General features: G+C 74.4%; 27 protein-coding genes. 9 read left to right on the forward strand and 18 right to left on the reverse strand.

Features of this window, described 5'->3' with window-relative positions:
• The first annotated feature begins 138 nt into the window (after positions 1-138).
• The 4 genes from ACF0H8_RS20285 (at position 139) to ACF0H8_RS20300 (ending at position 2204) form a co-directional block, all read left to right on the forward strand.
• Positions 139-429, forward strand: a complete 291-nt coding sequence (locus ACF0H8_RS20285; RefSeq protein WP_395290646.1) for a WXG100 family type VII secretion target — start codon at positions 139-141, stop codon at positions 427-429.
• A 19-nt stretch (positions 430-448) separates the two neighbouring features.
• Positions 449-1357: a DUF4031 domain-containing protein gene (locus ACF0H8_RS20290; protein ID WP_395290647.1), complete on the forward strand. Its 909-nt coding sequence runs from the start codon at positions 449-451 to the stop codon at positions 1355-1357.
• A gap of 83 nt (positions 1358-1440) precedes the next feature.
• The gene (locus ACF0H8_RS20295) at positions 1441-1710 is read left to right on the forward strand and encodes a dsRBD fold-containing protein (RefSeq protein WP_395290648.1); all 270 of its coding nucleotides are present in this window, start codon (positions 1441-1443) and stop codon (positions 1708-1710) included.
• Positions 1711-1922: 212 nt separating this feature from the next.
• Positions 1923-2204, forward strand: a complete 282-nt coding sequence (locus tag ACF0H8_RS20300; RefSeq protein WP_395290649.1) for a dsRBD fold-containing protein — start codon at positions 1923-1925, stop codon at positions 2202-2204.
• Between the two features lie 39 nt (positions 2205-2243).
• On the opposite strand, the gene ACF0H8_RS20305 is transcribed toward ACF0H8_RS20300, so the two are convergent.
• Genes ACF0H8_RS20305 through ACF0H8_RS20320 form a run of 4 tightly spaced genes read right to left on the reverse strand, consistent with a single transcriptional unit; the run spans position 2244 to position 6326 of the window.
• Entirely contained in the window at positions 2244-3020 is a 777-nt protein-coding gene (locus ACF0H8_RS20305; protein ID WP_395290650.1) for a maleylpyruvate isomerase family mycothiol-dependent enzyme, read from the reverse strand.
• Complete coding sequence (locus ACF0H8_RS20310) at positions 3017-3880, reverse strand: fumarylacetoacetate hydrolase family protein (protein ID WP_395290651.1); 864 nt, start codon at positions 3878-3880, stop codon at positions 3017-3019. Before ACF0H8_RS20310 ends, ACF0H8_RS20305 begins: the two co-directional genes overlap by 4 nt.
• Entirely contained in the window at positions 3877-4992 is a 1116-nt protein-coding gene (locus ACF0H8_RS20315; protein WP_395290652.1) for a cupin domain-containing protein, read from the reverse strand. The genes ACF0H8_RS20310 and ACF0H8_RS20315 overlap by 4 nt, the downstream gene beginning before the upstream one ends.
• A gap of 14 nt (positions 4993-5006) precedes the next feature.
• Entirely contained in the window at positions 5007-6326 is a 1320-nt protein-coding gene (locus tag ACF0H8_RS20320) for an FAD-dependent oxidoreductase (RefSeq protein WP_395290653.1), read from the reverse strand.
• Between the two features lie 114 nt (positions 6327-6440).
• On the opposite strand from ACF0H8_RS20320, the gene ACF0H8_RS20325 reads away from it, so the two are divergent.
• Both ACF0H8_RS20325 and ACF0H8_RS20330 read left to right on the forward strand, forming a co-directional pair.
• A complete protein-coding gene (locus ACF0H8_RS20325) occupies positions 6441-7220 on the forward strand; it encodes an IclR family transcriptional regulator (protein WP_395290654.1) in 780 nt (259 codons plus the stop codon).
• A gap of 224 nt (positions 7221-7444) precedes the next feature.
• Positions 7445-7660: a DUF1918 domain-containing protein gene (locus tag ACF0H8_RS20330; protein ID WP_395290655.1), complete on the forward strand. Its 216-nt coding sequence runs from the start codon at positions 7445-7447 to the stop codon at positions 7658-7660.
• A 103-nt stretch (positions 7661-7763) separates the two neighbouring features.
• Here ACF0H8_RS20330 and ACF0H8_RS20335 read toward each other — a convergent pair whose 3' ends face one another.
• Complete coding sequence (locus ACF0H8_RS20335) at positions 7764-7970, reverse strand: hypothetical protein (RefSeq protein ID WP_395290656.1); 207 nt, start codon at positions 7968-7970, stop codon at positions 7764-7766.
• A 116-nt stretch (positions 7971-8086) separates the two neighbouring features.
• Here ACF0H8_RS20335 and ACF0H8_RS20340 point away from each other — a divergent pair, with 116 nt between their 5' ends.
• Positions 8087-8983: a universal stress protein gene (locus ACF0H8_RS20340; protein WP_395290657.1), complete on the forward strand. Its 897-nt coding sequence runs from the start codon at positions 8087-8089 to the stop codon at positions 8981-8983.
• A gap of 102 nt (positions 8984-9085) precedes the next feature.
• Here ACF0H8_RS20340 and groL read toward each other — a convergent pair whose 3' ends face one another.
• The 3 genes from groL to ACF0H8_RS20355 form a co-directional block, all read right to left on the reverse strand.
• On the reverse strand, positions 9086-10714 hold the full coding sequence (groL, locus tag ACF0H8_RS20345) for a chaperonin GroEL (RefSeq protein WP_395290658.1): 1629 nt from the start codon (positions 10712-10714) through the stop codon (positions 9086-9088).
• Positions 10715-10912: 198 nt separating this feature from the next.
• Positions 10913-11614 carry a hypothetical protein gene (locus ACF0H8_RS20350; protein ID WP_395290659.1) on the reverse strand — a complete coding sequence of 234 codons (702 nt, stop codon included), beginning with the start codon at positions 11612-11614 and terminating at the stop codon, positions 10913-10915.
• A complete protein-coding gene (locus tag ACF0H8_RS20355) occupies positions 11607-12182 on the reverse strand; it encodes an RNA polymerase sigma factor (protein ID WP_395290660.1) in 576 nt (191 codons plus the stop codon). The genes ACF0H8_RS20350 and ACF0H8_RS20355 overlap by 8 nt, the downstream gene beginning before the upstream one ends.
• A gap of 123 nt (positions 12183-12305) precedes the next feature.
• Here ACF0H8_RS20355 and ACF0H8_RS20360 point away from each other — a divergent pair, with 123 nt between their 5' ends.
• Together ACF0H8_RS20360 and ACF0H8_RS20365 are read left to right on the forward strand one after the other, a co-directional pair.
• A complete protein-coding gene (locus tag ACF0H8_RS20360) occupies positions 12306-12866 on the forward strand; it encodes a hypothetical protein (protein ID WP_395290661.1) in 561 nt (186 codons plus the stop codon).
• 71 nt (positions 12867-12937) lie between these two features.
• On the forward strand, positions 12938-14398 hold the full coding sequence (locus tag ACF0H8_RS20365) for a glycoside hydrolase family 15 (protein WP_395290662.1): 1461 nt from the start codon (positions 12938-12940) through the stop codon (positions 14396-14398).
• 351 nt (positions 14399-14749) lie between these two features.
• On the opposite strand, the gene ACF0H8_RS20370 is transcribed toward ACF0H8_RS20365, so the two are convergent.
• Genes ACF0H8_RS20370 through ACF0H8_RS20415 form a run of 10 tightly spaced genes read right to left on the reverse strand, consistent with a single transcriptional unit; the run spans position 14750 to position 22918 of the window.
• A complete protein-coding gene (locus ACF0H8_RS20370; RefSeq protein ID WP_395290663.1) occupies positions 14750-15013 on the reverse strand; it encodes a carbon storage regulator in 264 nt (87 codons plus the stop codon).
• Between the two features lie 50 nt (positions 15014-15063).
• Complete coding sequence (locus ACF0H8_RS20375) at positions 15064-15873, reverse strand: hypothetical protein (RefSeq protein WP_395290664.1); 810 nt, start codon at positions 15871-15873, stop codon at positions 15064-15066.
• On the reverse strand, positions 15863-17911 hold the full coding sequence (locus tag ACF0H8_RS20380; RefSeq protein ID WP_395290665.1) for a flagellar biosynthesis protein FlhA: 2049 nt from the start codon (positions 17909-17911) through the stop codon (positions 15863-15865). The genes ACF0H8_RS20375 and ACF0H8_RS20380 overlap by 11 nt, the downstream gene beginning before the upstream one ends.
• Positions 17908-19014, reverse strand: a complete 1107-nt coding sequence (locus tag ACF0H8_RS20385; RefSeq protein WP_395290666.1) for a flagellar biosynthesis protein FlhB — start codon at positions 19012-19014, stop codon at positions 17908-17910. Before ACF0H8_RS20385 ends, ACF0H8_RS20380 begins: the two co-directional genes overlap by 4 nt.
• Positions 19014-19772, reverse strand: a complete 759-nt coding sequence (fliR, locus tag ACF0H8_RS20390) for a flagellar biosynthetic protein FliR (protein WP_395290667.1) — start codon at positions 19770-19772, stop codon at positions 19014-19016. The genes ACF0H8_RS20385 and fliR overlap by 1 nt, the downstream gene beginning before the upstream one ends.
• A 2-nt stretch (positions 19773-19774) precedes the next feature.
• Positions 19775-20050 (reverse strand): flagellar biosynthesis protein FliQ, encoded by a 276-nt coding sequence (fliQ, locus tag ACF0H8_RS20395; protein WP_395290668.1) that lies wholly within the window; start codon positions 20048-20050, stop codon positions 19775-19777.
• Entirely contained in the window at positions 20050-20880 is an 831-nt protein-coding gene (gene fliP, locus ACF0H8_RS20400; RefSeq protein WP_395290669.1) for a flagellar type III secretion system pore protein FliP, read from the reverse strand. The genes fliQ and fliP overlap by 1 nt, the downstream gene beginning before the upstream one ends.
• Positions 20877-21317 (reverse strand): FliO/MopB family protein, encoded by a 441-nt coding sequence (locus ACF0H8_RS20405; RefSeq protein WP_395290670.1) that lies wholly within the window; start codon positions 21315-21317, stop codon positions 20877-20879. The genes fliP and ACF0H8_RS20405 overlap by 4 nt, the downstream gene beginning before the upstream one ends.
• Positions 21318-22016: a flagellar motor switch protein FliN gene (gene fliN / locus ACF0H8_RS20410; RefSeq protein WP_395290671.1), complete on the reverse strand. Its 699-nt coding sequence runs from the start codon at positions 22014-22016 to the stop codon at positions 21318-21320.
• Positions 22013-22918, reverse strand: coding sequence for a flagellar motor switch protein FliM (locus tag ACF0H8_RS20415; protein WP_395290672.1), 906 nt, complete (start codon positions 22916-22918; stop codon positions 22013-22015). The genes fliN and ACF0H8_RS20415 overlap by 4 nt, the downstream gene beginning before the upstream one ends.
• Between the last annotated feature and the right edge of the window lie 16 nt (positions 22919-22934).

Consider the following 22934-nt stretch of genomic DNA (forward strand, 5'->3'; position numbering starts at 1 on the left):
GCGACCCGCCGTCCACAAGGCGCGCCGCCGCTGCCCGGCCGTCCCCACCCGCCGCCGTCCCGCCGTCGCCGGGAGCGCGCCGCCCCTACCGTCGCCTGCATCGCCGCTCCGCCCCGGCGCGGCACGACGGGAGGCACCATGGCCAGGTTCCAGGTCGACAGCGCCGAGGTCGCGCTGGCGGCGGCGCAGACGCGCGTGAGCACCGAGACGATCCGCGCGGAGGTGGCGTCGATGATGGCGCACCTCGTCCGGCTCCAGGGCACCTGGACCGGCGCCGCCTCGGCGGCCTTCGGCGCGTGCGCGGACCAGTGGCGTGGCACGCAGGCCCAGGTCGAGGTGGCGCTGGAGCAGATCACCGTCGCCCTTGACGCAGCGGCGCGGACGTACGACGACGCGGAGGCGAACGCGCAGGGCCTCTTCGCGCGCTAGCTGCCCGTAGCATCGCGGCGTGGCCATCCTCGTCGACCCGCCGCGCTGGCCCGCGCACGGCACCGTCTGGGCGCACCTCGTCTCGGACACCTCGCTGAAGGAGCTGCACGCCTTCGCCCGCGCTGCCGGGCTGCCCGGGCGGGCGTTCGACCTGGACCACTACGACGTCCCGGCCGAGCGGATCCCCGAGCTGGTGGCCGCGGGTGCCGAGGCCGTCAGCGGCCACGAGCTGCTGGTGCGGCTGCGCGCGTCCGGCCTGCGGGTGCGGGGCGCCGAGCGCGGGGCGGAGCGAGCGCGCCGCCGGCTCGCGGACCTCGCCCGCCGGTGGGACGCCGTCGCGCCCACCGGGGCCGGGGACGCCTGGCGCGCCCTCGGCGCGGCGTTGCTGGAGCGGTGGACGCAGCCGCACCGTCGCTACCACGGCGACACCCACCTGGCCGACGTCCTCGGCAACCTCGACCTCCTGGCGGACGACGGCGTCCAGGTCGGCCGTGCCGTGGTGCTCGCCGCCTGGTTCCACGACGCCGTCCACGACGGCGACCCGCGCGACGAGGAGCGCTCGGCCGCGCTGGCCCGCGACCTGCTCGCGCCGCGCCTGCCCGCCGATGAGGTCGGCGAGGTCGTCCGCCTGGTCACGCTCACCGCCACCCACGACCCGGCGCCGGGCGACGAGGCGGGCGCGGCGCTGTGCGACGCGGACCTGGCGGTCCTGGCCTCCTCCGCCGCCCGGTACGCGGCCTACGCGGCGGCCGTCCGGGAGGAGTACGCCCACGTGCCCGACGACGCCTTCCGCCGTGGCCGGGCGCGGGTGCTCCGCGAGCTGCTCGCGCACGGGGCGCTCTTCGCCACCGACGCCGGCCGGGCGCGCTGGGAGGACCGGGCCCGAGCGAACGTCGCCGCCGAGCTGGTGCGGCTGGAGGGCGGCTGACGACACGCCGTCGCCCGCGGCGGGGGGATGGACGGCGGGCCGCGCGCGCCGGACCATGGAAGGGTCCTGCGAAGGAGCGCGTCATGAACGTGAACGAGACCTGGAACGTCACGATCGACATCGTGATCACCGGCGACGACGGCACCGCCCACGCGGCGCTCACCAAGGGCAGCGGCGAGAAGCTGGAGGGCTACGGCCGCGCACGCCGCAACCCCGACGACGAGCCCCACCCCGAGGTCGGCATGGAGCTCGCAGCGGCCCGCGCGCTGCGGGACCTGGCCGACCGGCTGCTCAAGGCCACCTCCGACGACCTGTCGAGGTTCGAGCACCACCGGGTCCGGCTCGCCCGGTGACCCGGCGGGACGCGGGCGCGCCGCCGCCCGCAGCTCGGAAGCGGTGGACCACCGCCCGCGGCCCGGCGGCGTGGGCTTCGCCCGCCGCCGGGTGGCGCTGGCGTTCCTTCGGGGCGGTGGCGCACCGTGGGCCGAAGGCTCCGCGGGGGCCGGTGGGGCCGGCCGCGCCCGCGCCGACGCCCGGCCCGACTCGCCACAGGAGGAGCACCGCCATGCCCCGGACGTGGACCGTGACGATCGACCTGTTCGACGCCGACGAGGTGCGCTCGGACGAGCCCATCACCACCGCGCACGCCGTCCTGACGACCGCCACCGGCGGCACCCTCAACGGCTACGGCCGCGCACGGCTGAACCCGGACGACGAGAACGTGCCCGAGATCGGCGAGGAGCTGGCGGCCGCCCGCGCCCTCCGGGACCTCGCCGACCGGCTGCTCCGGACCACCTCGGACGACATCGCCGCGCGGGAGCACCGCCAGGTGCGCCTGCACCCCTAGCGGCCGGCCGCGGTGGGGCCGGCCGCCAGGGGCTCGGCCTCAGAACCAGCGCGGGATCTGCGGCAGCTCGCCGGCGGAGCCGGTCAGCCGCCGGGCGCCGCGGCCGGTCAGCCAGCGGACCAGGTCCGGCAGGGCGCCCAGCACGGTCGGGCCGCCCTCTCCCAGCACGATCGGCTCGCGACCGGCCGGGGCGAGGGTGAGGTCGACGCCCTCCCCGCGTCGCTCCCACGCGCGCAGCACGTCCCGGACGAGCTCGTCGAGCAGGTCCGGCGGGAAGTCGTGGAAGCTGCCGCCGTTGTCCAGGTCGACGGCGTGCACCCACACCTCCCGGGTGCGCATCCACGCCGTCTCCCGGGCCGGCACGAGCCGGCCCTGCGCGGTGCGGACCTGCCGGTCCCACTGCTCGTCGGTGAGGTCGCGCCACTCGACGCTCAGGTGCACCTCGGCGTGGGCGAAGAGGTTGTGCAGCGCCCGGGCGGGCAGGGTCGCGCCCCGCTCGATCTCGGCGTTGCGCTGCTCGGGCGAGGCGTACATGGGGGTCTCGACCCCCGTGCGCGCCCACTCGCACAGCCGGGTGAGGGCCCGGGCGTTGTAGCCCACGTGGGCCACCAGGTGCGCCCGCGTCCAGCCGGGCAGCAGACTCGGCTCGTAGAGCTCGGCGTCGGTGAGCTCGTTGAGCTTGCGCGCGAAGTATGCCGTGCCCCGCCGGGCCCACCCGAGCTCGCGCGCCGGGGCGTTCGGCGAGTCGTACCGCGCCCCGGCGCCCAGCCGCTCGCGCAGGGCCGCGCGGGCGGCCTCCTCCGAGGTCACGCTCATGCCCGCGCCGCCTCACCCACCGACGGTGCGGCGGCGCCGGCCTGCTCGGCCACGGCGACGTTCACCAGCTCGCCGATGCCGTCGATCGTCGTCGTGAGGGTCTGACCGGCGCTGATGTAGCGCGCCGGCTTGCGGGCGTGGCCGACGCCGCCGGGCGTGCCGGTGGCGATGACGTCCCCGGGCTGGAGGGTGAAGATCGTCGAGACGTACCGGACCAGGTCCACCGGCCCGAAGACGAGGTCGTCGATCGGGGTCCGCTGGAGCTCCTCGCCGTCGAGCCGGGTCACCATCTCGGCGCCGGCCGGGATCTCGTCGGGCGTGGCAAGCACGGGGCCGAACGGGGTGCTGTTCTCCCACGCCTTGCCCTGGAACCACTGCGTGGTGCGGTACTGGTAGTCACGCATCGTCACGTCGTTCAGCACGGCGTAGCCGGCGATCGCGGCCTCCGCCTCCTCGGCGGAGGCCCGCCGCACCGGCCTGCCGAGGACGACCGCCAGCTCGCCCTCCCAGTCGATCTTGTCCGACTCCGGCGGGAGCTGGATCTCGTCGCGCGGGCCGATGAGCGCCTCGGCGAACTTGGTGAACAGCGTCGGGTACTCGGGCAGCTCGCGGCCCATCTCGAGGATGTGGTTGCGGTAGTTGAGCCCGACGCACACGATCTTGCCCGGCCGGGGCACCACCGGCGCCAGGTCGGCACCGGCGAGGTCGTGCCGGGCGCCCTCGGCGGTGGCGGCGGCCTCCAGTCCGCCGGCGCGCAGCAGCTCGCCGACGTCGGCGTGCCCGGTCTCGACGCCTGTGTCACCGTCCACCCGGACGGCGACGGTGCGGCCCTCGGGCAGGCGCAGGGTGGCAAGCTTCATCGGTTTCCTCCGTCAACATGGACACGGTCGAAGTGCAGACGCTCCATGATCGGGGCGTCGGAGAAGCGGAACAGGTCGAACTGGTCCTCGGCCTGCAGCGACCACGGGACCCACGACGGGACCACGAACAGGTCGCCCTTGTCGAGCTTGTGCTCGGTGCCGTCGAGCACGACCGCGCCGTGCCCCTCGAACACCTGGAACACGCTCGAGCCGACCTCGCGGCGGGTGGGCGTGGCGGTGCCGGCGCGCAGCCGGTGGAACTCCGCCCGGATGGTGGGCATGACGTCCCCGCCGGTGGTGGGGTTGACGTACCGCACGGCGGCGTGGCCCTGCTCGACGGTGGCGGGCTGGCCCTCGTCCTCGAGCAGCAGCTGCTCGGTCAGGGCGCGGTCGGTGTACTCCCACCGGTAGGCCCCGATCGGGGAGGACACGGTGTTCTGCAGGCCGGAGAGCGGGCGCAGGCCGGGGTGGCACCACAGCCGCTCGCCGCGGGAGTAGTTGGGGGTCGCGTAGTCGGTGACCCGCTCGGAGCCGAACTCGAAGAAGCCGACGTCGTTCTGGTAGGAGAACGGGATGTCGAGGCCGTCGATCCAGGCCATCGGCTGGTCGGTCTCGTTGTGGTGGCCGTGGAAGTTCCAGCCCGGCGTGAGGAGGAAGTCCCCGCGGGACATGCGCACCGGGTCGCCGTTGACGACCGTCCACACCCCCTCGCCCTCGACGACGAAGCGGAAGGCGTTCTGCGAGTGGCGGTGCTCGGGGGCGGTCTCCTTGGGGCCGAGGTACTGGATGGCGGCCCACAGCGTCGGGGAGACGTAGGCCCGGCCCGGCAGGCCTGGGTTGGCCAGCGCGATGGCCCGGCGCTCGCCGCCGCGGCCGACCGGCACGAGATCGCCGGAGCGCTGCGCCAGCGGGTACAGCGTGGACCAGCGCCACACGTGCGGCACCGCCTTGGGCTGCGGGTGCATGGGCATCAGGTCGTCGATCTGCGTCCACAGCGGGATGAGGTTCTCCGCCTCGAAGTCCCGGTAGAGCTGCTGCAGCTCGGGGCTTTCGCCCTCGGTCATCTGGTTCTTGACCGACGCGTGGTCGATCGGCTCGTCGGTGGTGGTCATCGTCGATCTCCTCCTCAGGCGTGGGCGGGGGTGGGCGGGTTGACGTCGGTGGCCCGGGCGGGCTCCGCGGGGGCGGGCGCGGCGGTGCCCTGGACGGCGGCCGCGGCGACCTTCGCCGCGGCACGCTCCGCGGCGGCCCCCTCGGCGGCACCGGCCCGCACGGGACCGTACAGCCAGTCCACGAACTTGTAGTCGTGGACGTCACGGCTGCGGAACACCTCGTCGCGCAGGATCATCGGGACGTACTCGTCGACGTGCCAGATGTCGCCCCACACACGGGCGGTGGACTGCACCTGCCCGGCGAAGGCGACGCGCTCGTCCTCGTAGGCGCGCAGCGCGCCGGCCACGGCCTCGGCGTCCCAGTCGCCCTCGCCGAGAGAGGGCAGCGCGCGGGCCAGGGCGGCGCCGTCGAGCAGCGACTGCCCGGCCCCCTGGGCGAGGTACTGCAGCATGGCGTGGGCGGCGTCGCCGAGGAGCGAGACGCGGCCCTTGGTCCAGGTCGCGGTCGGCTCGCGGTCGTACATCGGCCAGCGGTTGTTGCGGTGCAGCGACGGGATCGCCACCCGGACCGGCTCGCACATCTCGGCGTAGGTGCGGTCGAGCTCCTCGGGGCTGCCCCAGTCCTCCTTGCCCTCGAGGTACTCCTGGCTGCGGAAGACGGCCACCTGGTTGTAGAGCTTCCCGGCGCGCACCGGGTACTGCACGAGGTGGCAGCCCGGGCCCATCCAGATGACGACCTCGTCCATGGCCATGCGGCGGTCCACGTCCTCGAGCGGGACGGCGCCGCGGTAGGCGACGTAGCCGGAGCAGATCGGCTCGTCGTCGACGATCTCCTTGCGCACCACCGAGTGCAGGCCGTCGGCGCCCATGAGGAGCTCGCCCGTGTACTCGGCGCCGTTCGCGCAGCGCACCACGACGTGGTCGCCGGTGTCCTCGATGCCCGTGACCTTGTGGTCGGTGTGCAGGCTAATGTTAGGCTCCCCCTGCGCGGCCTCGAGCAGCGCGTTGAGCAGGTCGCTCCGGTGCAGCACGATGTAGGGCCCGCCGTAGCGCTGCCGGGCGTCCTGGAGGTCCAGGTGCGTGAGCTCCTCGCCGGTCTTGGCGTTCATGAACACCAGCCGCTTGGGCTGGACCGACAGCGGAAGGACCTTCTCCAGCACCCCCACCTCGTCGAGCATGCGGGTGATGTTCGGGGCGAGCTGCAGGCCCGCGCCCACCTCCCCGAACTCCGGGGCCCGCTCGAGCACCCGGACGCGCACCCCGCGCCGCGCGAGCATCAGCGCGGCCCCCAGGCCGCCGATCCCGCCACCGACGATGATCACCTGGTCGGACATATGAGCCTCCTCGTCGAAGCGCCGCGGCCACTGCCCCAGTGACCCCCATCACAACAATGCAACGACGATAGCCCGCTTCTTCCACTGGAAGCAATGTGGCGCTACCTTCATTCTGTGCAGCAGAAAAGTGACCCGTACCGCATCGAGGCGGTCGACCGGGCCCTCGTGCTCCTCACGCTGCTGAGCGAGCGTGGCTCGCTCAGCGTCACCGAGGCCGGCCGCGCGCTGGGCGTGGCGGCGTCGACGGCGCACCGGCTGCTGTCGACGCTCAGCCACCGCGGCTTCGCCGTGCAGGGCGAGCGGCGCCTGTACCTGCCCGGGCCCGCGCTGCGCCGGCTGGGCGGGGGTGTCGGCGCCGAGCTCAGCGAGCGCGTACACCCCTACCTGGAGCGGCTCTTCGCCCGCGTGGGCGAGACGGTGCACCTGATGGTGCGCACCGGCGCGGAGATCCGGTTCGTCGACGGGATCGAGGGCGAGCAGCCCCTGCGCGTGGGCCTGCGCACCGGCGCTCACATGCCGGCGTACTGCACCTCGGGCGGCAAGGCCATGCTCGCCGAGCTGGACCCGCTCGAGATCGACGCCCTGCACGCGGGCGGCCTCACGCCCTGGCCGGGCGAGCAGATCAGGAACCTGCCCGCCCTGCACCGCGAGCTGGAGCAGGTGCGGAGGCGCCGTTTCGGGCTCAACCACGACGAGAGCGAGCCGGGGGTGACGGCGATCGGGGCGTCCATCGGGGTGCACGACGGCGAGCACGCCGCCCTCACGGTGGCGCTGCCCACCGCGCGCCTGGCCCTGACGGACGCGGCCGCCCTCGCCGAGGCGCTGCGGGACGCGTGCGGGGATGTGCGTCGCGCCCTCGGCGCGGCCGAGCCGGTGAGCCTCGCGCAGGACTGACGCCTGGAGACCCACCCGCAGGTGCCGCACCAAGCGCCGAGCCTGCCGGAGGCCCCCGGCCCGCGGCCGGAGGTCCCGTTGCGGCCCGGCGCACGACCTGCCGTCCCCCGTCCGGAGCGACGCCCCTCCGCGCAGCCGGAGAGTTCCCCCTGTCGCCCGGCGCACGTGCGCGCGAGACTGGAGGTGCGGAAGGACGCACGGACGGATCGACGCAAGGAGGCGTGATGAAGGAAGTTGTCCCTGGCGACCGCGTGGTCGTCCAGTCGACGCAGCTAGGCGCGCACGTGCGCGAGGGCGAGGTCCTCGAGGCCCGTGGGCCCGGCGGGACGCCGCCGTTCCTCGTGCGCTGGGCGGACAACGGGCACGAGAGCGTGATCTTCCCCGGACCGGGGACGGTCATCACCCACGCCGACGCCGCCCGCGAGGGCGCCGCCCAGTGACGGCCCGGCCGGGCGCCCGCCGTCGGGCGCCCGGCCTTCGAGCCGTGGCCGCGTGGCGACACCCCGGCGCGCCCGACCGGCCCGGCCGGTGGACGCCGGCGGCTCAGCCGGCGGCGCGGCGGCTCAGCCGGCAGCGGGCCATCGCCTCGGTGGCGGGTGCCAGGCCGCTGCGCACGCCCGCTCGGATCAGTGCCGCCTGGCACCTGGCGACCTCCGCGACCACGGTGCCCGCGGGGAGCGAGGAGCCGAACTCCCCCACCAGCTGGTCGACGACCGCGTGCACGTTCCGGCGCTCCGTCATTGCCGCCATGGCCATCCGTAACCTCATCACCGCCCCCATCCCTGCCCCGCCAGCATGACTCGGACGCCGACGACAGGTTTAGGGAACAACGACCCGTCTCACTTGGCGGGAAGAGGAGGAAGAAGATGCCCACCCCGCCCGCCCCGCTCGTGGTCGTGGGCGTGGACGGGTCGGCACGGGCGGCCTCCGCGGTGGACTGGGCGGCGGACGAGGCGGCGCGGCGCGGCGCCCGCCTCCACGTGCTCCACGCCTTCGAGCTCGCGGACTCGTGGCTGGCGAACGACCTGGTCTCGGCGGTGGACGCCCGCGCCGCGGGCGAGGAGATCTGCGCCGCCGCGGTGGCCCGGGCGCGGGCCGCCCATCCGCGGCTGGCGGTGACGAGCGAGGTCCAGCTCGCCAACCCGGCCGCTGCGCTGGCCGACGTCTCGCGCCGGGCGGCCGCCGTCGTCGTCGCCGCCCGGGGCCGCGGCGCCGTGCGGAGCCAGCTGCTGGGTTCCACCTCCCGCAGGCTCGCGGCCCGGGCGCACGGGCCCGTGGTGGTCGTGCGCGGGGACGGTGGCGAGGGCGGCGGTCCCGTCGTCGTGGGCGTGGACCGGGCGGCGACCGCGGCCGTCGTCTACGCCCTGGCGGACGCCGCACGCCGCGGCGTGCACCTGCGGGCCGTGCACGCCACGCCGGCACCGCCGGACGGGCCGCGGGCGTGGCCGCGCGCCGGGCTCGCGCAGCACGCCGGGCGGGTGGCGGAGCGGGCGGCGCGGGCCGTGGAGCACGACGTCGCGCAGCTGGCCCGGGCCGTGACCGCGCTCGCCGCCCGGTTCCCCACCGTGGAGGTGGACTTCCGCGCGGTGCCGGAGCACCCCGTCGAGGCGCTCCTGCGCCACTCCGCGGAGGCGGGCCTGCTGGTCGTCGGGACCCGCGGGCTGACCCCGCTGACCGCCCTCGTGCGCGGCTCGGTGAGCCAGGGCCTGCTCGGCCGCGCGCGCTGCGCCGTCGCTGTCGTCCCGCACCACGTGCCGCCCTGACCGGCCGGACGCGCCGCCCGGCGGTGCAGGGACGCCGAAGGGCGGCACCCGTGCGGGTGCCGCCCTCCGTGGTGGTGCAGCTCCGGCAGCGCCGGGGACGGATCAGAAGCCGCCCATGCCGCCCATGTCGTCGCCGCCGCCGGCAGGCGCGGCGGCCTTCTCCGGCTTGTCGGCGACGATCGCCTCGGTGGTGAGGAACAGGCCCGCGATGGAGGCCGCGTTCTGCAGGGCAGAGCGGGTGACCTTGACCGGGTCGTTCACGCCCGCGGCGAGCAGGTCCTCGTACTCGCCGGTGGCGGCGTTCAGGCCGTGGCCGGAGGGGAGGCTGCGCACCTTCTCGGCCACGACGCCACCCTCGAGACCGGCGTTGACCGCGATCTGCTTGAGGGGGGCGTCCACGGCGACCTTGACGATGTTCGCGCCGGTCGCCTCGTCGCCCTCGAGCTCGAGGTCGGCGAAGGCGTCCTTGGCCGCCTGGATGAGGGCCACGCCACCACCGGCGACGATGCCCTCCTCGACGGCGGCCTTGGCGTTGCGCACCGCGTCCTCGATGCGGTGCTTGCGCTCCTTGAGCTCGACCTCGGTGGCGGCACCGGCCTTGATGACGGCCACGCCGCCGGCCAGCTTGGCCAGGCGCTCCTGCAGCTTCTCGCGGTCGTAGTCCGAGTCGGAGTTCTCGATCTCGGCGCGGATCTGCTGGACGCGACCCTCGATGACGTCGGCGTCGCCGGCGCCCTCGACGATGGTGGTCTCGTCCTTGGTGACGACGACCTTGCGGGCGCGGCCCAGCAGGGACAGGTCCGCGTTCTCCAGCTTCAGGCCGACGGTCTCGGAGATGACCTGGCCGCCGGTGAGGATGGCCATGTCCTGCAGCATCGCCTTGCGGCGGTCGCCGAAGCCGGGGGCCTTGACGGCCACCGACTTGAAGGTGCCGCGGATCTTGTTCACGACGAGCGTGGCCAGGGCCTCGCCCTCGACGTCCTCGGCGATGATCGCCAGCGGCTTGCCGGACTGGATGACCTTCTCCAGCAGCGGCAGCAGGTCCTTGACGTTGGAGATCTTGGACTCCACCAGCAGCACGTAGGCGTCCTCGAGGACGGCCTCCTGGCGCTCCTGGTCGGTGACGAAGTACGCGGACAGGTAGCCCTTGTCGAAGCGCATGCCCTCGGTGAGCTCGAGCTCCAGGCCCAGGGCGTTGGACTCCTCGACGGTGACGACGCCCTCCTTGCCGACCTTGTCCAGCGCCTCGGCGATGAGCTCGCCGATGGCGTTGTCGCCGGCGGAGATGGCGGCGGTGGCCGCGATCTCGTCCTTGGTCTCGATCTCCTTGGCCTGCTTGAACAGGTGCTCGGTGACGGCCTCGACGGCCTTGTCGATGCCCCGCTTGAGGGCGATCGGGTTGGCGCCGGCGGCGACGTTCCGCAGCCCTTCCTTGACGAGGGCCTGGGCCAGCACGGTGGCGGTGGTGGTGCCGTCACCCGCGACGTCGTCGGTCTTCTTGGCGACCTCCTTGACGAGCTCGGCGCCGATCTTCTCGTACGGCTCGTCGAGCTCGATCTCCTTGGCGATGGACACGCCGTCGTTGGTGATCGTGGGGGCGCCCCACTTCTTCTCCAGGACGACGTTGCGGCCCTTCGGGCCGAGGGTGACCTTGACGGTGTCGGCGAGGGTGTTCAGGCCCCGCTCCATGCCGCGACGGGCCTCCTCGTTGAAGGCGATGGTCTTGGCCATGCTTGGATCCTCCACTGGTGGCGGTTTTCGGCTGACGAGCGCCCGCGACGGACGACCAGCGCGCCGGCGGTCATGTCCCGCCCACGCCCAGGCCTCGCCTGCCAGCCGGTAGTTCTTGTCACTCTCATGACGAGAGTGCTAACTCGATATTGGCACTCTCACCCGGCGAGTGCAAGGGGCGTCCGCGGCGGGGAACCCTCACAGCTCGGCGGTCGCCCATACCGCCCCGGTGCGGGTGACGAGCTCGAGACCGACGGCCCCGCCCTCCGGCGCGGGCATCACCCACGAGCCCGTGCCGGCCTCGTCCAGCGTCCACTCCCCCGCTGTCTGCCTGGTGCCGTCACCGAGCACGAGCCGGCACTCGTACCACGCGCCGGGCCGCCCGGCGACGTCGAGCACCAGGACCCGCTCGCCCCGGTAGTAGGACGGCGCGACCTCGCCGACGCGCTCGCCGTCGTCCGTGCGCACGGGGGCGCCGGCCACCAGGTCGGCGGCCGGCTCGCGCCACAGCAGCCCGCCGGCCCCGAGCCCGACCGCGCCGCCCGCGAGCGCGGCGCCGAGCGCGACGGCGGCCAGCAGCCGACGCGGTCGCCGCGCACCGGGTCGCGCCGGTGGTCGGGCTCCCGGGCGCCGTCGCCCGGCGCGCCCGGAGGGCGGGCGCGCACGGTCCGCGGTGACCATGCCCATCGCGGAGAGCACCGCCTTGTCGAAGCCGGGCGGCGGCTCGGCGGGCGGCGCGGCGGCGAGGACGTTGTCCACCCCGGCGGCGAGCTCGGCGTACTCACGCCGGCACGACTCGCAGGTCGCCAGGTGGCGGGCCAGCGCGTCGCCCTCCGGGCCGGGCACGTCGGCGAGCGCCAGGTCGAGCAGCCGGTCGGGGGCCGGGTGGCGGTCAGTCATGGTCCGCCTCCATCTGGGCGCGCACGCGGCGCAGCCCGGCGCGGATGCGCGTCTTGGCGGTGCCGAGCGGGATCCCCTCGCGCTCGCTGACCTCCTGCGCGGTGCACCCGCCGATGACCGCGAGCACCACCGCCCGCGCCTGCTCCGGTGGCAGCTCGCGCAGGTGCCGCACGGCGATGTCCCGCTCGACGTTGCGCAGCGCGGTCGGCTCGGTCTCCGGCGGCCGCATGGTCTCGACGACGATCTGCTCCAGTTCGTCCGCGTCCGTCGGGGTGCTGCGCCGCGCCCGCACGGCGTCGATCGCCGCGTTACGGGTGATGGTCAGCAACCAGGTGAGCACCGAGGCCCGGCGCACGTCGTAGCTCGCCGCCGCCCGCCATGCGCGCACGAACACCTCCTGGCTCACGTCCTCCGCGAGGCCCGGGTCCCGCGTCACGGACAGGGCGAGGCCGAACACGGGCCGCTGGAAGCGCCGCACGAACGCGACGGCGGCCTGCTCGTCGTCGAGCGCCAGCCCGGCGACCAGCGCCGCGTCCGCGGCGCGCTCGGTGCGCGGGAACAGGTGCACGACTGCTGGTACGGGGGAAGGGTCCGCCGGGATTGCCGGCGCGCCCAATCCCGCCCGGCGTCGCGCCCGTACCACGGACGCGGCATCGCGACCACGCCTCATCGCACACCCCCGGAGGGCATCATGCGAGCACAGACCCTGCGTACCACCACGGCCGGGCTCCTGGCGGCCGGCCTGCTGGCCGCCTGCGGAGGCGGTGGTGGTGACGAGGACGAGTCTCCCACCGGCGGGGACACCGCCACCACCGAGGAGCCCGCGTCCCCGGCCGAGGAGGAGACCGCCGAGGAGGGTGGGGACGCGGGCCAGGCGGCCGGCACCACGATCGAGACGACCACCACCGACCTCGGCACGTTCCTGGTCGACGACGAGGGCATGACGCTCTACCTGTTCACCGAGGACTCCCCCGGCACCAGCGTGTGCGAGGGCCAGTGCCTCGAGGCGTGGCCCCCGCTCGAGGGCGAGGCCGGGGCCGGGCAGGGGGTCGACCCCGCGCTGCTGGGCACGATCGAGCGCAGCGACGGCAGCGTGCAGGCCAGCTACAACGACTGGCCGTTGTACTACTACGCGCCCGACACCGCCCCGGGCGACGTCACGGGCCAGGGCGTCAACGACGTGTGGTGGGTGGTCAGCCCCGAGGGCGAGGCCGTCATGGGCGGCGCGGCGGCGGGTCCGGCGGCCTACTGAGGACCGGCGGGCCGGTCCGCACCCCCTGACCGGCCCGTTCACCTTCACGTCACCTTCTGTACGCTCGCCGGATGACCTCCACGCTCGCGCCGGCCGAGGTGAGGGCGGCCGGGCGTGACCCGCACGTGCCCCTCCTCCGGCCCCGGCGCCCCCGCCGGTGGCTCGCCTGGACCGCGGCCGCGGTCGCCTACGTGCTGGTCGCCGCCTGGTCGGTGCACCTGAAGGCGACCGAGTCCACCGAGGAGTACATCGCCCTCTACCTCGACGGGGTGCACCTGCAGGCGGACGGCACGGTCGCGGACGTGCCCGCGCACCAGCCGGCCGCGTACCTGCCCGGCTCCCGGGTGCTGGCCGCGGCAGCCGGCGCCCCGGACGCCGTCGCCCTCGCCGAGGAGCAGCGGGCGTGGCTGGCGGCGGGCACCGTGCCCGGCGAGGGCACACGGTACGAGGAGCTGGTCACCGGCGCCCTGCTCGACCTCCGCACGCTCACCGGCGCCACCTTCGACGCCGACGGGCGCACCGTCACCGCCGCGCCCGGCGCGGCCGTGGCCGGCTGGACCGACCGGTGGCGGTACGTCTGGCCGCGTGACGCCTCCTTCGTCGCGGCCGCGCTCGCGCGCACGGGGCACACCGCGGACGCGGTCGGCGTGCTGACCTTCCTGCGGGACCTGCAGAGCGCCGAGGGCGGGTTCCACGCCCGGTACCTCGCCGACGGCTCGGGCGTGCCCGACGGGCGGGGCATCCAGCTCGACGGCAACGGCTGGGTGGTGTGGTCCGCGGCCACGGTGCTCGGCGAGATCGAGGACCCGGTCGAGCGGCGGGCGGCCCTGGCCGAGCTGCGCCCGCTGGTCGACGCGTCGGTGGACCACATCCTCGAGCTCACCGACGACCCGCCCCACCTGCCCCCGCCGTCGGCCGACTACTGGGAGGTGCGCGAGGACGCGCTCACGCTCGGCACAGCGGCGCCCCTGCTGGCCGGGCTCGAGCACGCCGCCGCGCTCTACGCCGACGCCGGCGAGGCCACCCGGGCGGCCGCTGCGCGGGAGCGCGCCGGCCACCTGCGCCGCGCGGTGGAGGAGACCTTCGGCCCCGAGGGCTACACCCGCTACGCCGGCGAGGCCGGACCCATGACGGCCCTGCTGGGCGGCGAGGGCCGCGACGCCGCCACGGCCATGCTCCTGCCGCCGTTCGTCGCCGAGCCGCTCACCGGCGCCGAGGACGCCTGGGCCGCCTCGGTCGACGAGATGGCCCGCCCGGCCGGCGGGGTGGCCCCCGGTGCCGGGTGGAAGCGGGACGGGATCTCGTGGACCCCCGAGACGACGCTGTACGCGCTGACCGCCGCGGCGAACGGGCGGCCGGAGCAGGCGCGGGAGCTGCTGGACTGGGTGGCCGAGCACCGCACCGGATCCGGCGCGATCCCCGAGAAGGTGCTGGCCAACGGTGCACCCGCGGCGGTCGCACCGCTCACGTGGTCCAGCGCGAACGTGATCCTCGCCGTCGCGGCCCTGGAGGACGCCGGCGCGCTGGCGTAGGGATGTCGTGCCGGCCCACCGGAACGACCGCGGCATCGCACCGCCGCAGCGAGGGAAACGCCGGCGCGGGGCGGCCACCTCGCCACATCGAACTCTGCGACCGAGATCGAACTCTGCGGAGCTCGATCTCGGTCGAAGAGTTCGAGATCACGCTTGACCCCAGGGGTGGGCGTCGCGGCGCCGTCGTGCAGCTCCCGCTATCCGACGGGCGTGCGGGGATGGGATTGGGCCGGGCAGCGGAGAGCCGTCGACGGTGGCGAGGTCCTCGGCCAGTCACAGCGGTTCTCCGCCCCGTGAGGCGTGACGGCGGTGCCCAGCTCGATTCGCTCGGTCCCTGGGTGGCCGCGGCCATCACCGCGACCGGGGAGGCCGCGCACGCGCGCGGCTCAGCGGCGCGAAGAGCTCCTTGAGCTGGTCCTCGGCGGCGGCGGCGCCCTGCGCGGCGGCGGCGTTGGTCCGCTCGACCGCCTCCACGACCTCGGCCCGCTGGATGCGCACCTCCGCCGGCGCCTGGATACCGATGCGCACCGCGTCCCGGCGCTGCTCCAGGACCGTGACGACGACGTCCTCCCCGATGAGGATGCGTTCTCCGGGCTTGCGCGTCACAACCAGCATCGGCCCCCCAAGGTTCAGCCTCGGGCCACCCTAGCGGCCGCCCTTCCCGCTCAGACGGTACGTGCTCGCGCCGGGGCGTCGCCAATCCAGCCCACCGGCAGCCCGAGGTCGTTCACGGTGCCCGGTGTCCGGGTGAGGTCGAGCCCGACCACCGCGACGGCGTCGACCGCCGCCACCTCCTGCAAGGCGGCGACCCACTCGGCGGTGTCATCGGCCTTGCGGCCGGCGTCGACGACCGCCCACACCTGGTCGGGGGCGAGTGCGCGCAGTACGTCCCACCCCTCCCCCGCGCCGGCGAGGCCGACGGCCACCACGACGGCGCGACCGGCGCGGACCCCGGCCGCCCGGGCGGCCAGGGCCTCCTGCCGGGTCTCCGCCCGCGCCGCCCCCGCGGCGGACCCGGCGGCGGCGACCGTCGCCCCGACGTGCCCGGCCATCGCCTCCGCCACGGCCACGGCGTCGGGTCCGAGCCCGGCGAGGACCACCAGGTCCCCCGCCGCCGCCAGCGGCCGGGGCACGGACCCGCCGGGCGCCGTCGTCGCGACGATGACGTCGTCGAGGACGCGGCCGAAGGCGGCCGAGGCGGTGGAGACGGGCGCAACCGAGCCGGCAAGCTCGTCACCGCCCTCCGCCTGAGCGAGCAGCGCGGCGATGCCGGCCCGCGCGGGCAGGTCGAAGACGACCGGCTCCGGGCGGGGCAGGTCCGGCACCTCGACGGTGATCTCGAACCGCTGCCGGGCGAAGAAGCCGCCGATGCCGCCCTCGACGATCCGCTCGGCGGCGACGATCCGCGCCGCGGGGCCGTGCTCCGCACGGACCCGGCGCCGCAACTCGTCGAGGGAGGAGCCCTCAAGCTGCAATCTTCTCGGCATCCTTCACCACCCCGACGGTCTCGATCGTCACGTCCGCGGCTGTTGCCTCGTTGTAGGACAGCACGGGCAGGCCACCGGCCTGGGTGGCGACGAGCCGGCGGGTGGCCGGGCGCAGCTTGGGCGCGCACACGAGGACCGCGGAGCGCCCGGCGGCCTGGATGCGGGCGACCTGCTCGCGCAGCGACCCGAGCACCTGCTCCACCCGGGCGGGGTCCATGAGCACCTGGGTGCCGTGCTCGGAGGGGCGCAGGCCCTCGAGCATGGCCTGCTCGAGGTCGGGGGCGATGGTGATGACCCGCAGCGTGCCGCCCTCGACGTACCGGGCGGGCACCGCCGGGCCGAGCGCCTGGCGGGCGGCCTCGACCAGGTGCTCCGGCTCGGTGGAGCGCTTGGCCGCCAGGGCGAGGGCCTCGTAGATGCGGGGCAGGTCGTTGATGGCCACCTGCTCGGCGAGCAGGCCCTGGAGCACCCGCTGCACCTCCGCCAGGGAGAGCAGCGCCGGGGTGAGCTCCTCCACCGCGGCGGGGTTGACGCCCTTGACGCCCTCGGTGAGCACGCGAACGTCCTCGCGGGAGAGCAGCCGGGCGGCGTTCTCGCTGATGACCGAGGACAGGTGCGTGACGAGCACGGAGACGCGGTCGATGACGGTGGCGCCGGTCATCTCGGCGCTGTGCCGCATCTCGGTGGGCACCCACTTGCCGGCCAGGCCGAAGACCGGCTCCACGGTCGCCTGCCCGGGCAGCGCCCCGAGGGCGTCCCCGAGCGCGAGCACCTTGCCGGCGGGGGCGAGCCCGCGGCCGGCCTCGACCCCGGCGATGCGCACGGCGTAGGTGGCGGGGGGCAGCTCGATGCTGTCGCGGGTGCGCACCGGGGGCACGACGACGCCCAGCTCGAGCGCGATCTTGCGGCGCAGCGCCCGCACCCGCCCGAGGAGGTCGTCCTGGGCGCCGGAGACCATGGGGACCAGGTCGGGGGCGAGGAGGATCTCCACGGCGTGCACGCGCATCTGCTCGATGAGGTCCTCGGTCGTCTCCTGCGTGGGTGCCGGCTGCTCGGCCGCGGCCAGCTCGGTGGCCGCCTTCGCCCTGGCCTCGTTGGCCTTGATGCGCTGGGCCGCGAGCACGAGCCCCGCGCCGACGAGCACGAAGGGGATCTTGGGCATGCCGGGGATGAAGGCCATGACGATCGCGGCGGACCCGGCGATCAGGAGCGCCTGACGCGACTGGGTCAGCTGGGCCGACGCCGCGGATCCCATGTCCGACTCGGCGTTGGAGCGGGTGACGATCATGCCCGTGGCCACGGCCATGAGCAGCGCGGGGACCTGGGTGACGAGGCCGTCGCCGATGGTCAGCAGCGCGTAGGTGTCCAGCGCCTCCATGACGGGCATGCCGCGCTGCAGCATGCCCATGGCGATGCCGCCGACGAGGTTGATCAGCGTGATGACGATGCCCGCGATCGCGTCGCCCTTGACGAACTTCGAGGCGCCGTCCATGGCGCCGTAGAAGTCCGCCTCCGCGGAGACGTCGGCGCGCCGGGTGCGGGCCTGGTCCTCGGTGATCAGGCCGGCGTTGAGGTCGGCGTCGATGGCCATCTGCTTGCCGGGCATGGCGTCGAGGGTGAAGCGGGCCCCCACCTCGGCGACGCGCTCGGCGCCCTTGGTGATCACCACGAACTGGATCACCACGAGGATGAGGAAGATGACCATGCCGATGATCAGCGAGCCCCCGACCACGACGTGGCCGAACGCCTCGATCACCTGCCCGGCGTAGCCGTCGCCGAGGACGAGGCGGGTGGAGGCGACGTTCAGCGAGAGCCGGAACAGGGTGGCCACGAGGATGAGCGAGGGGAACACCGAGAAGTCCAGCGGCCGCTTGACGAACATCGCGGTGAGCAGCACCACGAGCGCCAGAAGGATGTTGCAGATGATGAGGGCGTCCAGCATCCCGGCGGGCACCGGCACCACCAGGAGCATGATGATGCCGACGACCCCGAGGGGCACGGCGATCTTGGCGAGGTTCGTGTTCATCGGGTCGCTCCCGGCGTCGGGGTGGGCTGGGACATGGTGTGGATACCGCCGGCAGCGGCGCCGCGGGCCTTCAGGGCCATGACGAAGGCGAGCACCCGGGCGACGGCGTCGTAGAGCTCCACGGGGATCTCCTGACCCAGGTCGCACGCCCCGTGGAGGGCGCGGGCGAGGGGGACGTCCTGGACCATCGGGACGTTCTCCGCGGCTGCCTTCTCACGGATGTGGGTGGCGAGGTGGTCGGCGCCCCGGGCCACCACGCGGGGCGCGGACTTCCCTGGCTCGTACTTCAGGGCCACGGCCACGTGGGTGGGGTTGACCACGACGACGTCGGCGTCGGCGACCGCGGCGATCATGCGGTTGCGTGACGCGGCGAGCTGACGGGAGCGGCGCTGGGACTTGATGAGGGGGTCGCCCTCGGCGTTCTTGTTCTCGTCGCGGACCTCCTTCTTGGTCATCCGCGTCTTCTTCCGGTTGCGCTTGCGGATGACCAGGACGTCGAGGAGCGCCAGCCCGATGCCGGCGGCGACGGCCCACTGCAGCAGGGACGCCGCGCCGCCGCCCGCGGCCTCGAGCAGGGAGCCGATCGGCATGCCGCCGGCGGTCATCAGCACGGGCATGAGCGACTGGATCACCAGGTACAGCACCGCGCCCACGACGGCGGTCTTGAGCAGGGCCTTGATGCCGTTCCACAGCGCCTGCATCCCGAAGAGCCGCTTGACGCCGGTGAGCACGTTGAACTGCTCGGTGTGGGCGCGGAGCTTGGCCGGATGGACGCCGCCCTGCGCGGCGGCGAGGACCACGGCGAGGGCCACGACCGCGAGCAGCGGCCCCAGGGTGGCCGCCACCGACGCCATGCCGTCGGTCAGGGCCGCGACGGCGCGGGCGGGCTCGGGGGACGCGATGACCGAGGTGAGAGTGAAGACCTGGTCGGTGGCGGCCGCGGCGGCCCGGTCCAGCGTCATCGGGAGCATCGCGGCGGCGGCGGCGATGCCGACCCAGGCGGTGACGTCCTGGGACTTCTGCAGCTGGCCCTTGGAGCGCACCTCCTTCATCCGCTTGTCGGTGGCCTCCTCGGTCCTCTCCTGCCCGGAGTCCTCGGCCATCAGCTCACCCCCATCAGGTGGTCGACGGCGTCGTCCGTCAGGGCCGCGACCACGCGCGGCAGCGCGACGAACATGACGCCGGCGAGCGTGACGGTGAGGAAGATCTTCAGGGGGAAGCCCATAGCGAAGGCGTTCAGGGCCGGGGCGACGCGGGTGAGCAGGCCGAGGCCGACGTCGGCGAGGAACAGGACGGCGAGCAGCGGGCCAGCGATCTGCAGGGACGCGAGGAACATCTGGCCCACGCCCTCGGTGATGGTCTGGGCGGGCCCGGCGAGGTCGACCCCGCCGCCGAGCGGCAGCGCGTCGAAGGAGCGGGTGAGCCCGGTGATGATGAGCTGGTACGCGTCCGAGGTGAACATCAGCACGGTTGCGGCCATGGCGTAGAGCCGGGCGAACTGGGCGCCGTTGACCATGGACTGCGGGTCGTAGACCTGCGCCATGGAGAAGCCGCCGAAGAGGTCGATGAGCGTGCCGGCGGCGGAGATCGCCGAGTACACCAGCAGCACGAGGAAGCCGAGGACGGCGCCCACGAGGAGCTCCTGGGCCAGCGCGGTGACGAAGCCAGCCGTGCTCTGGGGGACGTACCCCTCCGCGACCCGCGGGGAGACGGCGAGACCGAGGCCGAGGGCGATGGCCATCTTGACGCGGGCCGGGACGGCCCGGTGGCTGAACGGCGGGGCGATCACGAGGAAGGTCACCATGCGGACCACAGCGAGCATCACGGCCTCGAGCCACGCCGGGTTGAGGGTCAGGGCCACGGTCAGCCACCGCCCAGCAGGGAGGGGATCATCGCGAACAGGTCGTGGGTGAAGCTCACCAGCTCGGTGATCATCCAGTGCCCGGTGACCACCAGGGCGACGGCGACCGCGGCCGCCTTGGGGACGAACGCCAGGGTGATCTCCTGGATCTGGGTGACCGACTGCAGCAGCGAGACCGCGAAGCCGACCACCAGGGCGGTGACGAGGACCGGCGCGGAGAGCTTGGCCGCGAGGACCAGGCCCTGCACGGCGATGTCGAGGACGGCGTTGGTCTCCATCAGCCCACCGTGTAGCTGCCGACGAGGGCGGTCACGAGCAGGCCCCAGCCGTCGACGAGGACGAAGAGCAGGATCTTGAAGGGCAGGGAGATCATCACCGGCGGGAGCATCATCATGCCCATGCTCATCAGCGCCGCGGAGACCACGAGGTCGATGACGAGGAACGGGACGAAGACGACGAAGCCGATGATGAACGCGGCGCGGATCTCCGAGATCATGAACGCCGGGATGAGGGTGAGCATGGGCACCGACGCCGGGTCGGCGGGGTTCTCGCGGTCGGCGGCCCGGGTCATCAGCGCCAGGTCCTCCTCCCGGGTGTGCGCGAGCATGAACTCCCGCATCGGCGCGGTCCCTGCGGTGATGGCGTCGGTGAAGGTCAGCTGCCCGTCCAGGTAGGGCTGGACGGCCAGGGAGTTCACCTCCCCCAGCACCGGCCCCATGATGAACAGGGACAGGAACAGGGCCAGGCCGGCGAGGACCTGGTTCGGCGGGACGGCGTTGGTGGCGAGGGCGTTGCGGGTGAGCACCAGGACCATGAAGATCTTGGTGAAGCTCGTCATCATGAGGATGAGCGAGGGCGCCACCGACAGCAGGGTGATGGCGATGAGCGTGGTCACCGCCGAGGACGGCGCCCCGTTGGGGCCGTTGATCTCCACGGACAGCCCGCCGCCGGGCGCGTCCGGGTCGGCAGGGTCGGACGGCGGCACCGGGTCCGTGACGTCGGCGTGCCCGACCGCGGCGGTCAGCAGCAGGAGCGCGGCCGCGGCCGCCAGGGTGACCGCCCCGAGCAGGGCCGGCCGCGCCGCCCGCCGGAGGACGGTAGTGCTCACGTCGCGCGCCCGCGGCGCAGGGCGGCCGCGGCCTGCCGCCGGGTGGCGGGGGCGAGATTCGAGCCGGAGCCGCCGGGCGTCCCGGCGATGCCGGCGGGCGGGGTCTCGGGCACGGTGAGCGCCGGGTCCGTGCCGGTGGTGCGTGCGAGGGCGTCCGAGAAGAGGTCCTGCTCGGTCGGTGCGGGCGGCGGGACGTCCCCGGTGTGCAGCACGTTGACCTGGTGCTCGGTGACGCCCAGGAGGAACCGGTGGCCGGCGGCCTCCACCAGGACCACGGAGGCCTTGGCCGCGACGCCCTGACGCCCGAGCACCGTGATGGCGTCGGCGGTCCTGCCCGGCGTGGCGGTGCGGCGCACGTAGCGCTGCGCCACCCAGATGAGGCCGAGGACGGCGGCGAGGGAGACGACCACCCGCAGGGTGGTGAGCAGGATCTCCACCTAGCTCAGCCCGTCGGCGTTGTCGAGGATCTTGGTGATGCGCACGGCGTAGTCGCCGTCGACCACGACGACCTCGCCGTAGGCGATGACGCGCCCGTTGAGGAGCACGTCGGCCGGGGCGCCGGCGGAGCGGTTGAGCTCGACGACCGCGCCGGGCTCGAGGTCGAGCACGTCGCGCACGGACATCCGGCTGCGCCCGATCTCGACGGTGAGCGACATCTCGACGTCGTTGATGCGGCCGAGCTTGCCCGCCACGTCCACGGCGGGCCGGGCCGCCTGCTGGATGACGACGGGCTCGCGGAGGCGGACGCCGAACCAACCGGCGGTGGTGCCCTGGGCGGAGAGCTCGAAGACCGCCGTCGCCGGGTCCTCGAAGAGGGTGGTCGCGTCCTCCAGGCGGGTCTCGCCGAGCACGCCGGCGCCGAGCGGCGCGGCGGCCGCCTCCAGGGCGGGGCGTAGGACGTCGGTGACGGCCACATTGGCGGCCCCGCCGGCGGCGGTGGCGACGGCGTCCTGGTCGATGAGGGCCACGGCGAGGTCGGCGGAGGTCGCACCCACGAACGAGGCGACGACGGCGGAGCCCGCCTGGGGGCCGACCGGCGCGCCCGCGGAGGGGGCGGCGTCGAGCGGGGTGGTGGTCGGCAGCAGGCCGGCGAGGGCGGCGGCGGACTCGGTGAGGGCGGGGGCGGTGGTGCTCATCGGGGGTTCTCCTCGGTGTCGACGATGACGCAGGCGAGGCGGGAGCCGTTCGCGCCGACGGCGGCGTGCGCGAGCGTCCGACCCTCGACCGCGACCTCGAGCGGGCGTGATTCGGGGTGGGGCAGGTGGAGCAGGTCGCCGACGGAGAGCGCGAGGACCTCCGCGGGCCGCATGCGGGCCGGGGCGAGGCGCACGGCTACGTCCACGGGGGTCTGGGCCACCTGCGCGGCCACCAGGTTCTTGGCGTTGGCGGCGGGCTCGGCGGGATTGGCCTCGCCGAGCTGGGGCAGGATCGCGTCCGCCGGGATTGCGACCGTGCCGGTCGAGGCGCGCTCGCCGACCCGCAGGTCGAAGGTGGCCACGATCATCAGCTCGCCGGTGGCCGCTGCCTGCGCGAACTGGCTGTTGTGCTGGATCGACTGGACCTTCAGCGCGGCCGTGAGGAGGCCGCCGAGCGAGTAGCGCAGGTCCTCGAGCGTCTCGCTCATGAGGTTGCCCACGAGGGCCTGCTCGACCGGGGTGAACTTCCGGTCCGGCGAGGCGACGGTGCCGGTGCCGCCGAGCATGTGCCCCACCCACGACAGCGCGGTGGAGCTTGGCACCTGCACCACGGCCCGGGGGGCCATGTCCTCGATGGTGCACAGCACCATCGCGGTGGCGGGCGGCAGGGAGGCCACGTACTCGTCGTAGGTGGCCATGGCCACCTGGTTCAGCGTGACCTGGGCGACCACGCGGACCTTGGCGGTGAGCTGGGTGCCCCACTGGCGGGCGAAGGTCTCGAACGCCAGCTCCAGGACCCGGGAGTGCTCACGCACCAGCGTGGTGGGCCGGCGGAAGTCGTAGACCTCGATTGTCCGGCGTGCGGGCACGCCGAAGGAAGATTTTTGTGTCTGGACCGTCACGAGCCGAACTATCGGC

It is taken from the genome of Georgenia sp. AZ-5 (assembly GCF_043952095.1).
In the GTDB taxonomy this organism is placed as follows: Bacteria; Actinomycetota; Actinomycetes; order Actinomycetales; family Actinomycetaceae; genus Georgenia.

Excerpts from the sequence above, each read along its gene's own strand:
- ACF0H8_RS20295 (WP_395290648.1), top strand. The coding sequence starts at position 1,441 with ATGAACGTGAACGAGACCTGGAACGTCACGATCGACATCGTGATCACC.
- ACF0H8_RS20310 (WP_395290651.1), bottom strand. The coding sequence starts at position 3,880 with ATGAAGCTTGCCACCCTGCGCCTGCCCGAGGGCCGCACCGTCGCCGTC.
- ACF0H8_RS20330 (WP_395290655.1), top strand. The coding sequence starts at position 7,445 with ATGAAGGAAGTTGTCCCTGGCGACCGCGTGGTCGTCCAGTCGACGCAG.
- ACF0H8_RS20370 (WP_395290663.1), bottom strand. The coding sequence starts at position 15,013 with ATGCTGGTTGTGACGCGCAAGCCCGGAGAACGCATCCTCATCGGGGAG.
- fliQ (WP_395290668.1), bottom strand. The coding sequence starts at position 20,050 with ATGGAGACCAACGCCGTCCTCGACATCGCCGTGCAGGGCCTGGTCCTC.
- fliN (WP_395290671.1), bottom strand. The coding sequence starts at position 22,016 with ATGAGCACCACCGCCCCCGCCCTCACCGAGTCCGCCGCCGCCCTCGCC.
- ACF0H8_RS20315 (WP_395290652.1), bottom strand. The coding sequence starts at position 4,992 with ATGACCACCACCGACGAGCCGATCGACCACGCGTCGGTCAAGAACCAG.
- ACF0H8_RS20365 (WP_395290662.1), top strand. The coding sequence starts at position 12,938 with ATGACCTCCACGCTCGCGCCGGCCGAGGTGAGGGCGGCCGGGCGTGAC.
- ACF0H8_RS20350 (WP_395290659.1), bottom strand. The coding sequence starts at position 11,614 with ATGACTGACCGCCACCCGGCCCCCGACCGGCTGCTCGACCTGGCGCTC.
- ACF0H8_RS20385 (WP_395290666.1), bottom strand. The coding sequence starts at position 19,014 with ATGGCCGAGGACTCCGGGCAGGAGAGGACCGAGGAGGCCACCGACAAG.
- ACF0H8_RS20360 (WP_395290661.1), top strand. The coding sequence starts at position 12,306 with ATGCGAGCACAGACCCTGCGTACCACCACGGCCGGGCTCCTGGCGGCC.
- ACF0H8_RS20340 (WP_395290657.1), top strand. The coding sequence starts at position 8,087 with ATGCCCACCCCGCCCGCCCCGCTCGTGGTCGTGGGCGTGGACGGGTCG.
- ACF0H8_RS20305 (WP_395290650.1), bottom strand. The coding sequence starts at position 3,020 with ATGAGCGTGACCTCGGAGGAGGCCGCCCGCGCGGCCCTGCGCGAGCGG.
- ACF0H8_RS20320 (WP_395290653.1), bottom strand. The coding sequence starts at position 6,326 with ATGTCCGACCAGGTGATCATCGTCGGTGGCGGGATCGGCGGCCTGGGG.
- ACF0H8_RS20380 (WP_395290665.1), bottom strand. The coding sequence starts at position 17,911 with ATGAACACGAACCTCGCCAAGATCGCCGTGCCCCTCGGGGTCGTCGGC.
- groL (WP_395290658.1), bottom strand. The coding sequence starts at position 10,714 with ATGGCCAAGACCATCGCCTTCAACGAGGAGGCCCGTCGCGGCATGGAG.
- ACF0H8_RS20335 (WP_395290656.1), bottom strand. The coding sequence starts at position 7,970 with ATGGCGGCAATGACGGAGCGCCGGAACGTGCACGCGGTCGTCGACCAG.
- ACF0H8_RS20285 (WP_395290646.1), top strand. The coding sequence starts at position 139 with ATGGCCAGGTTCCAGGTCGACAGCGCCGAGGTCGCGCTGGCGGCGGCG.
- ACF0H8_RS20300 (WP_395290649.1), top strand. The coding sequence starts at position 1,923 with ATGCCCCGGACGTGGACCGTGACGATCGACCTGTTCGACGCCGACGAG.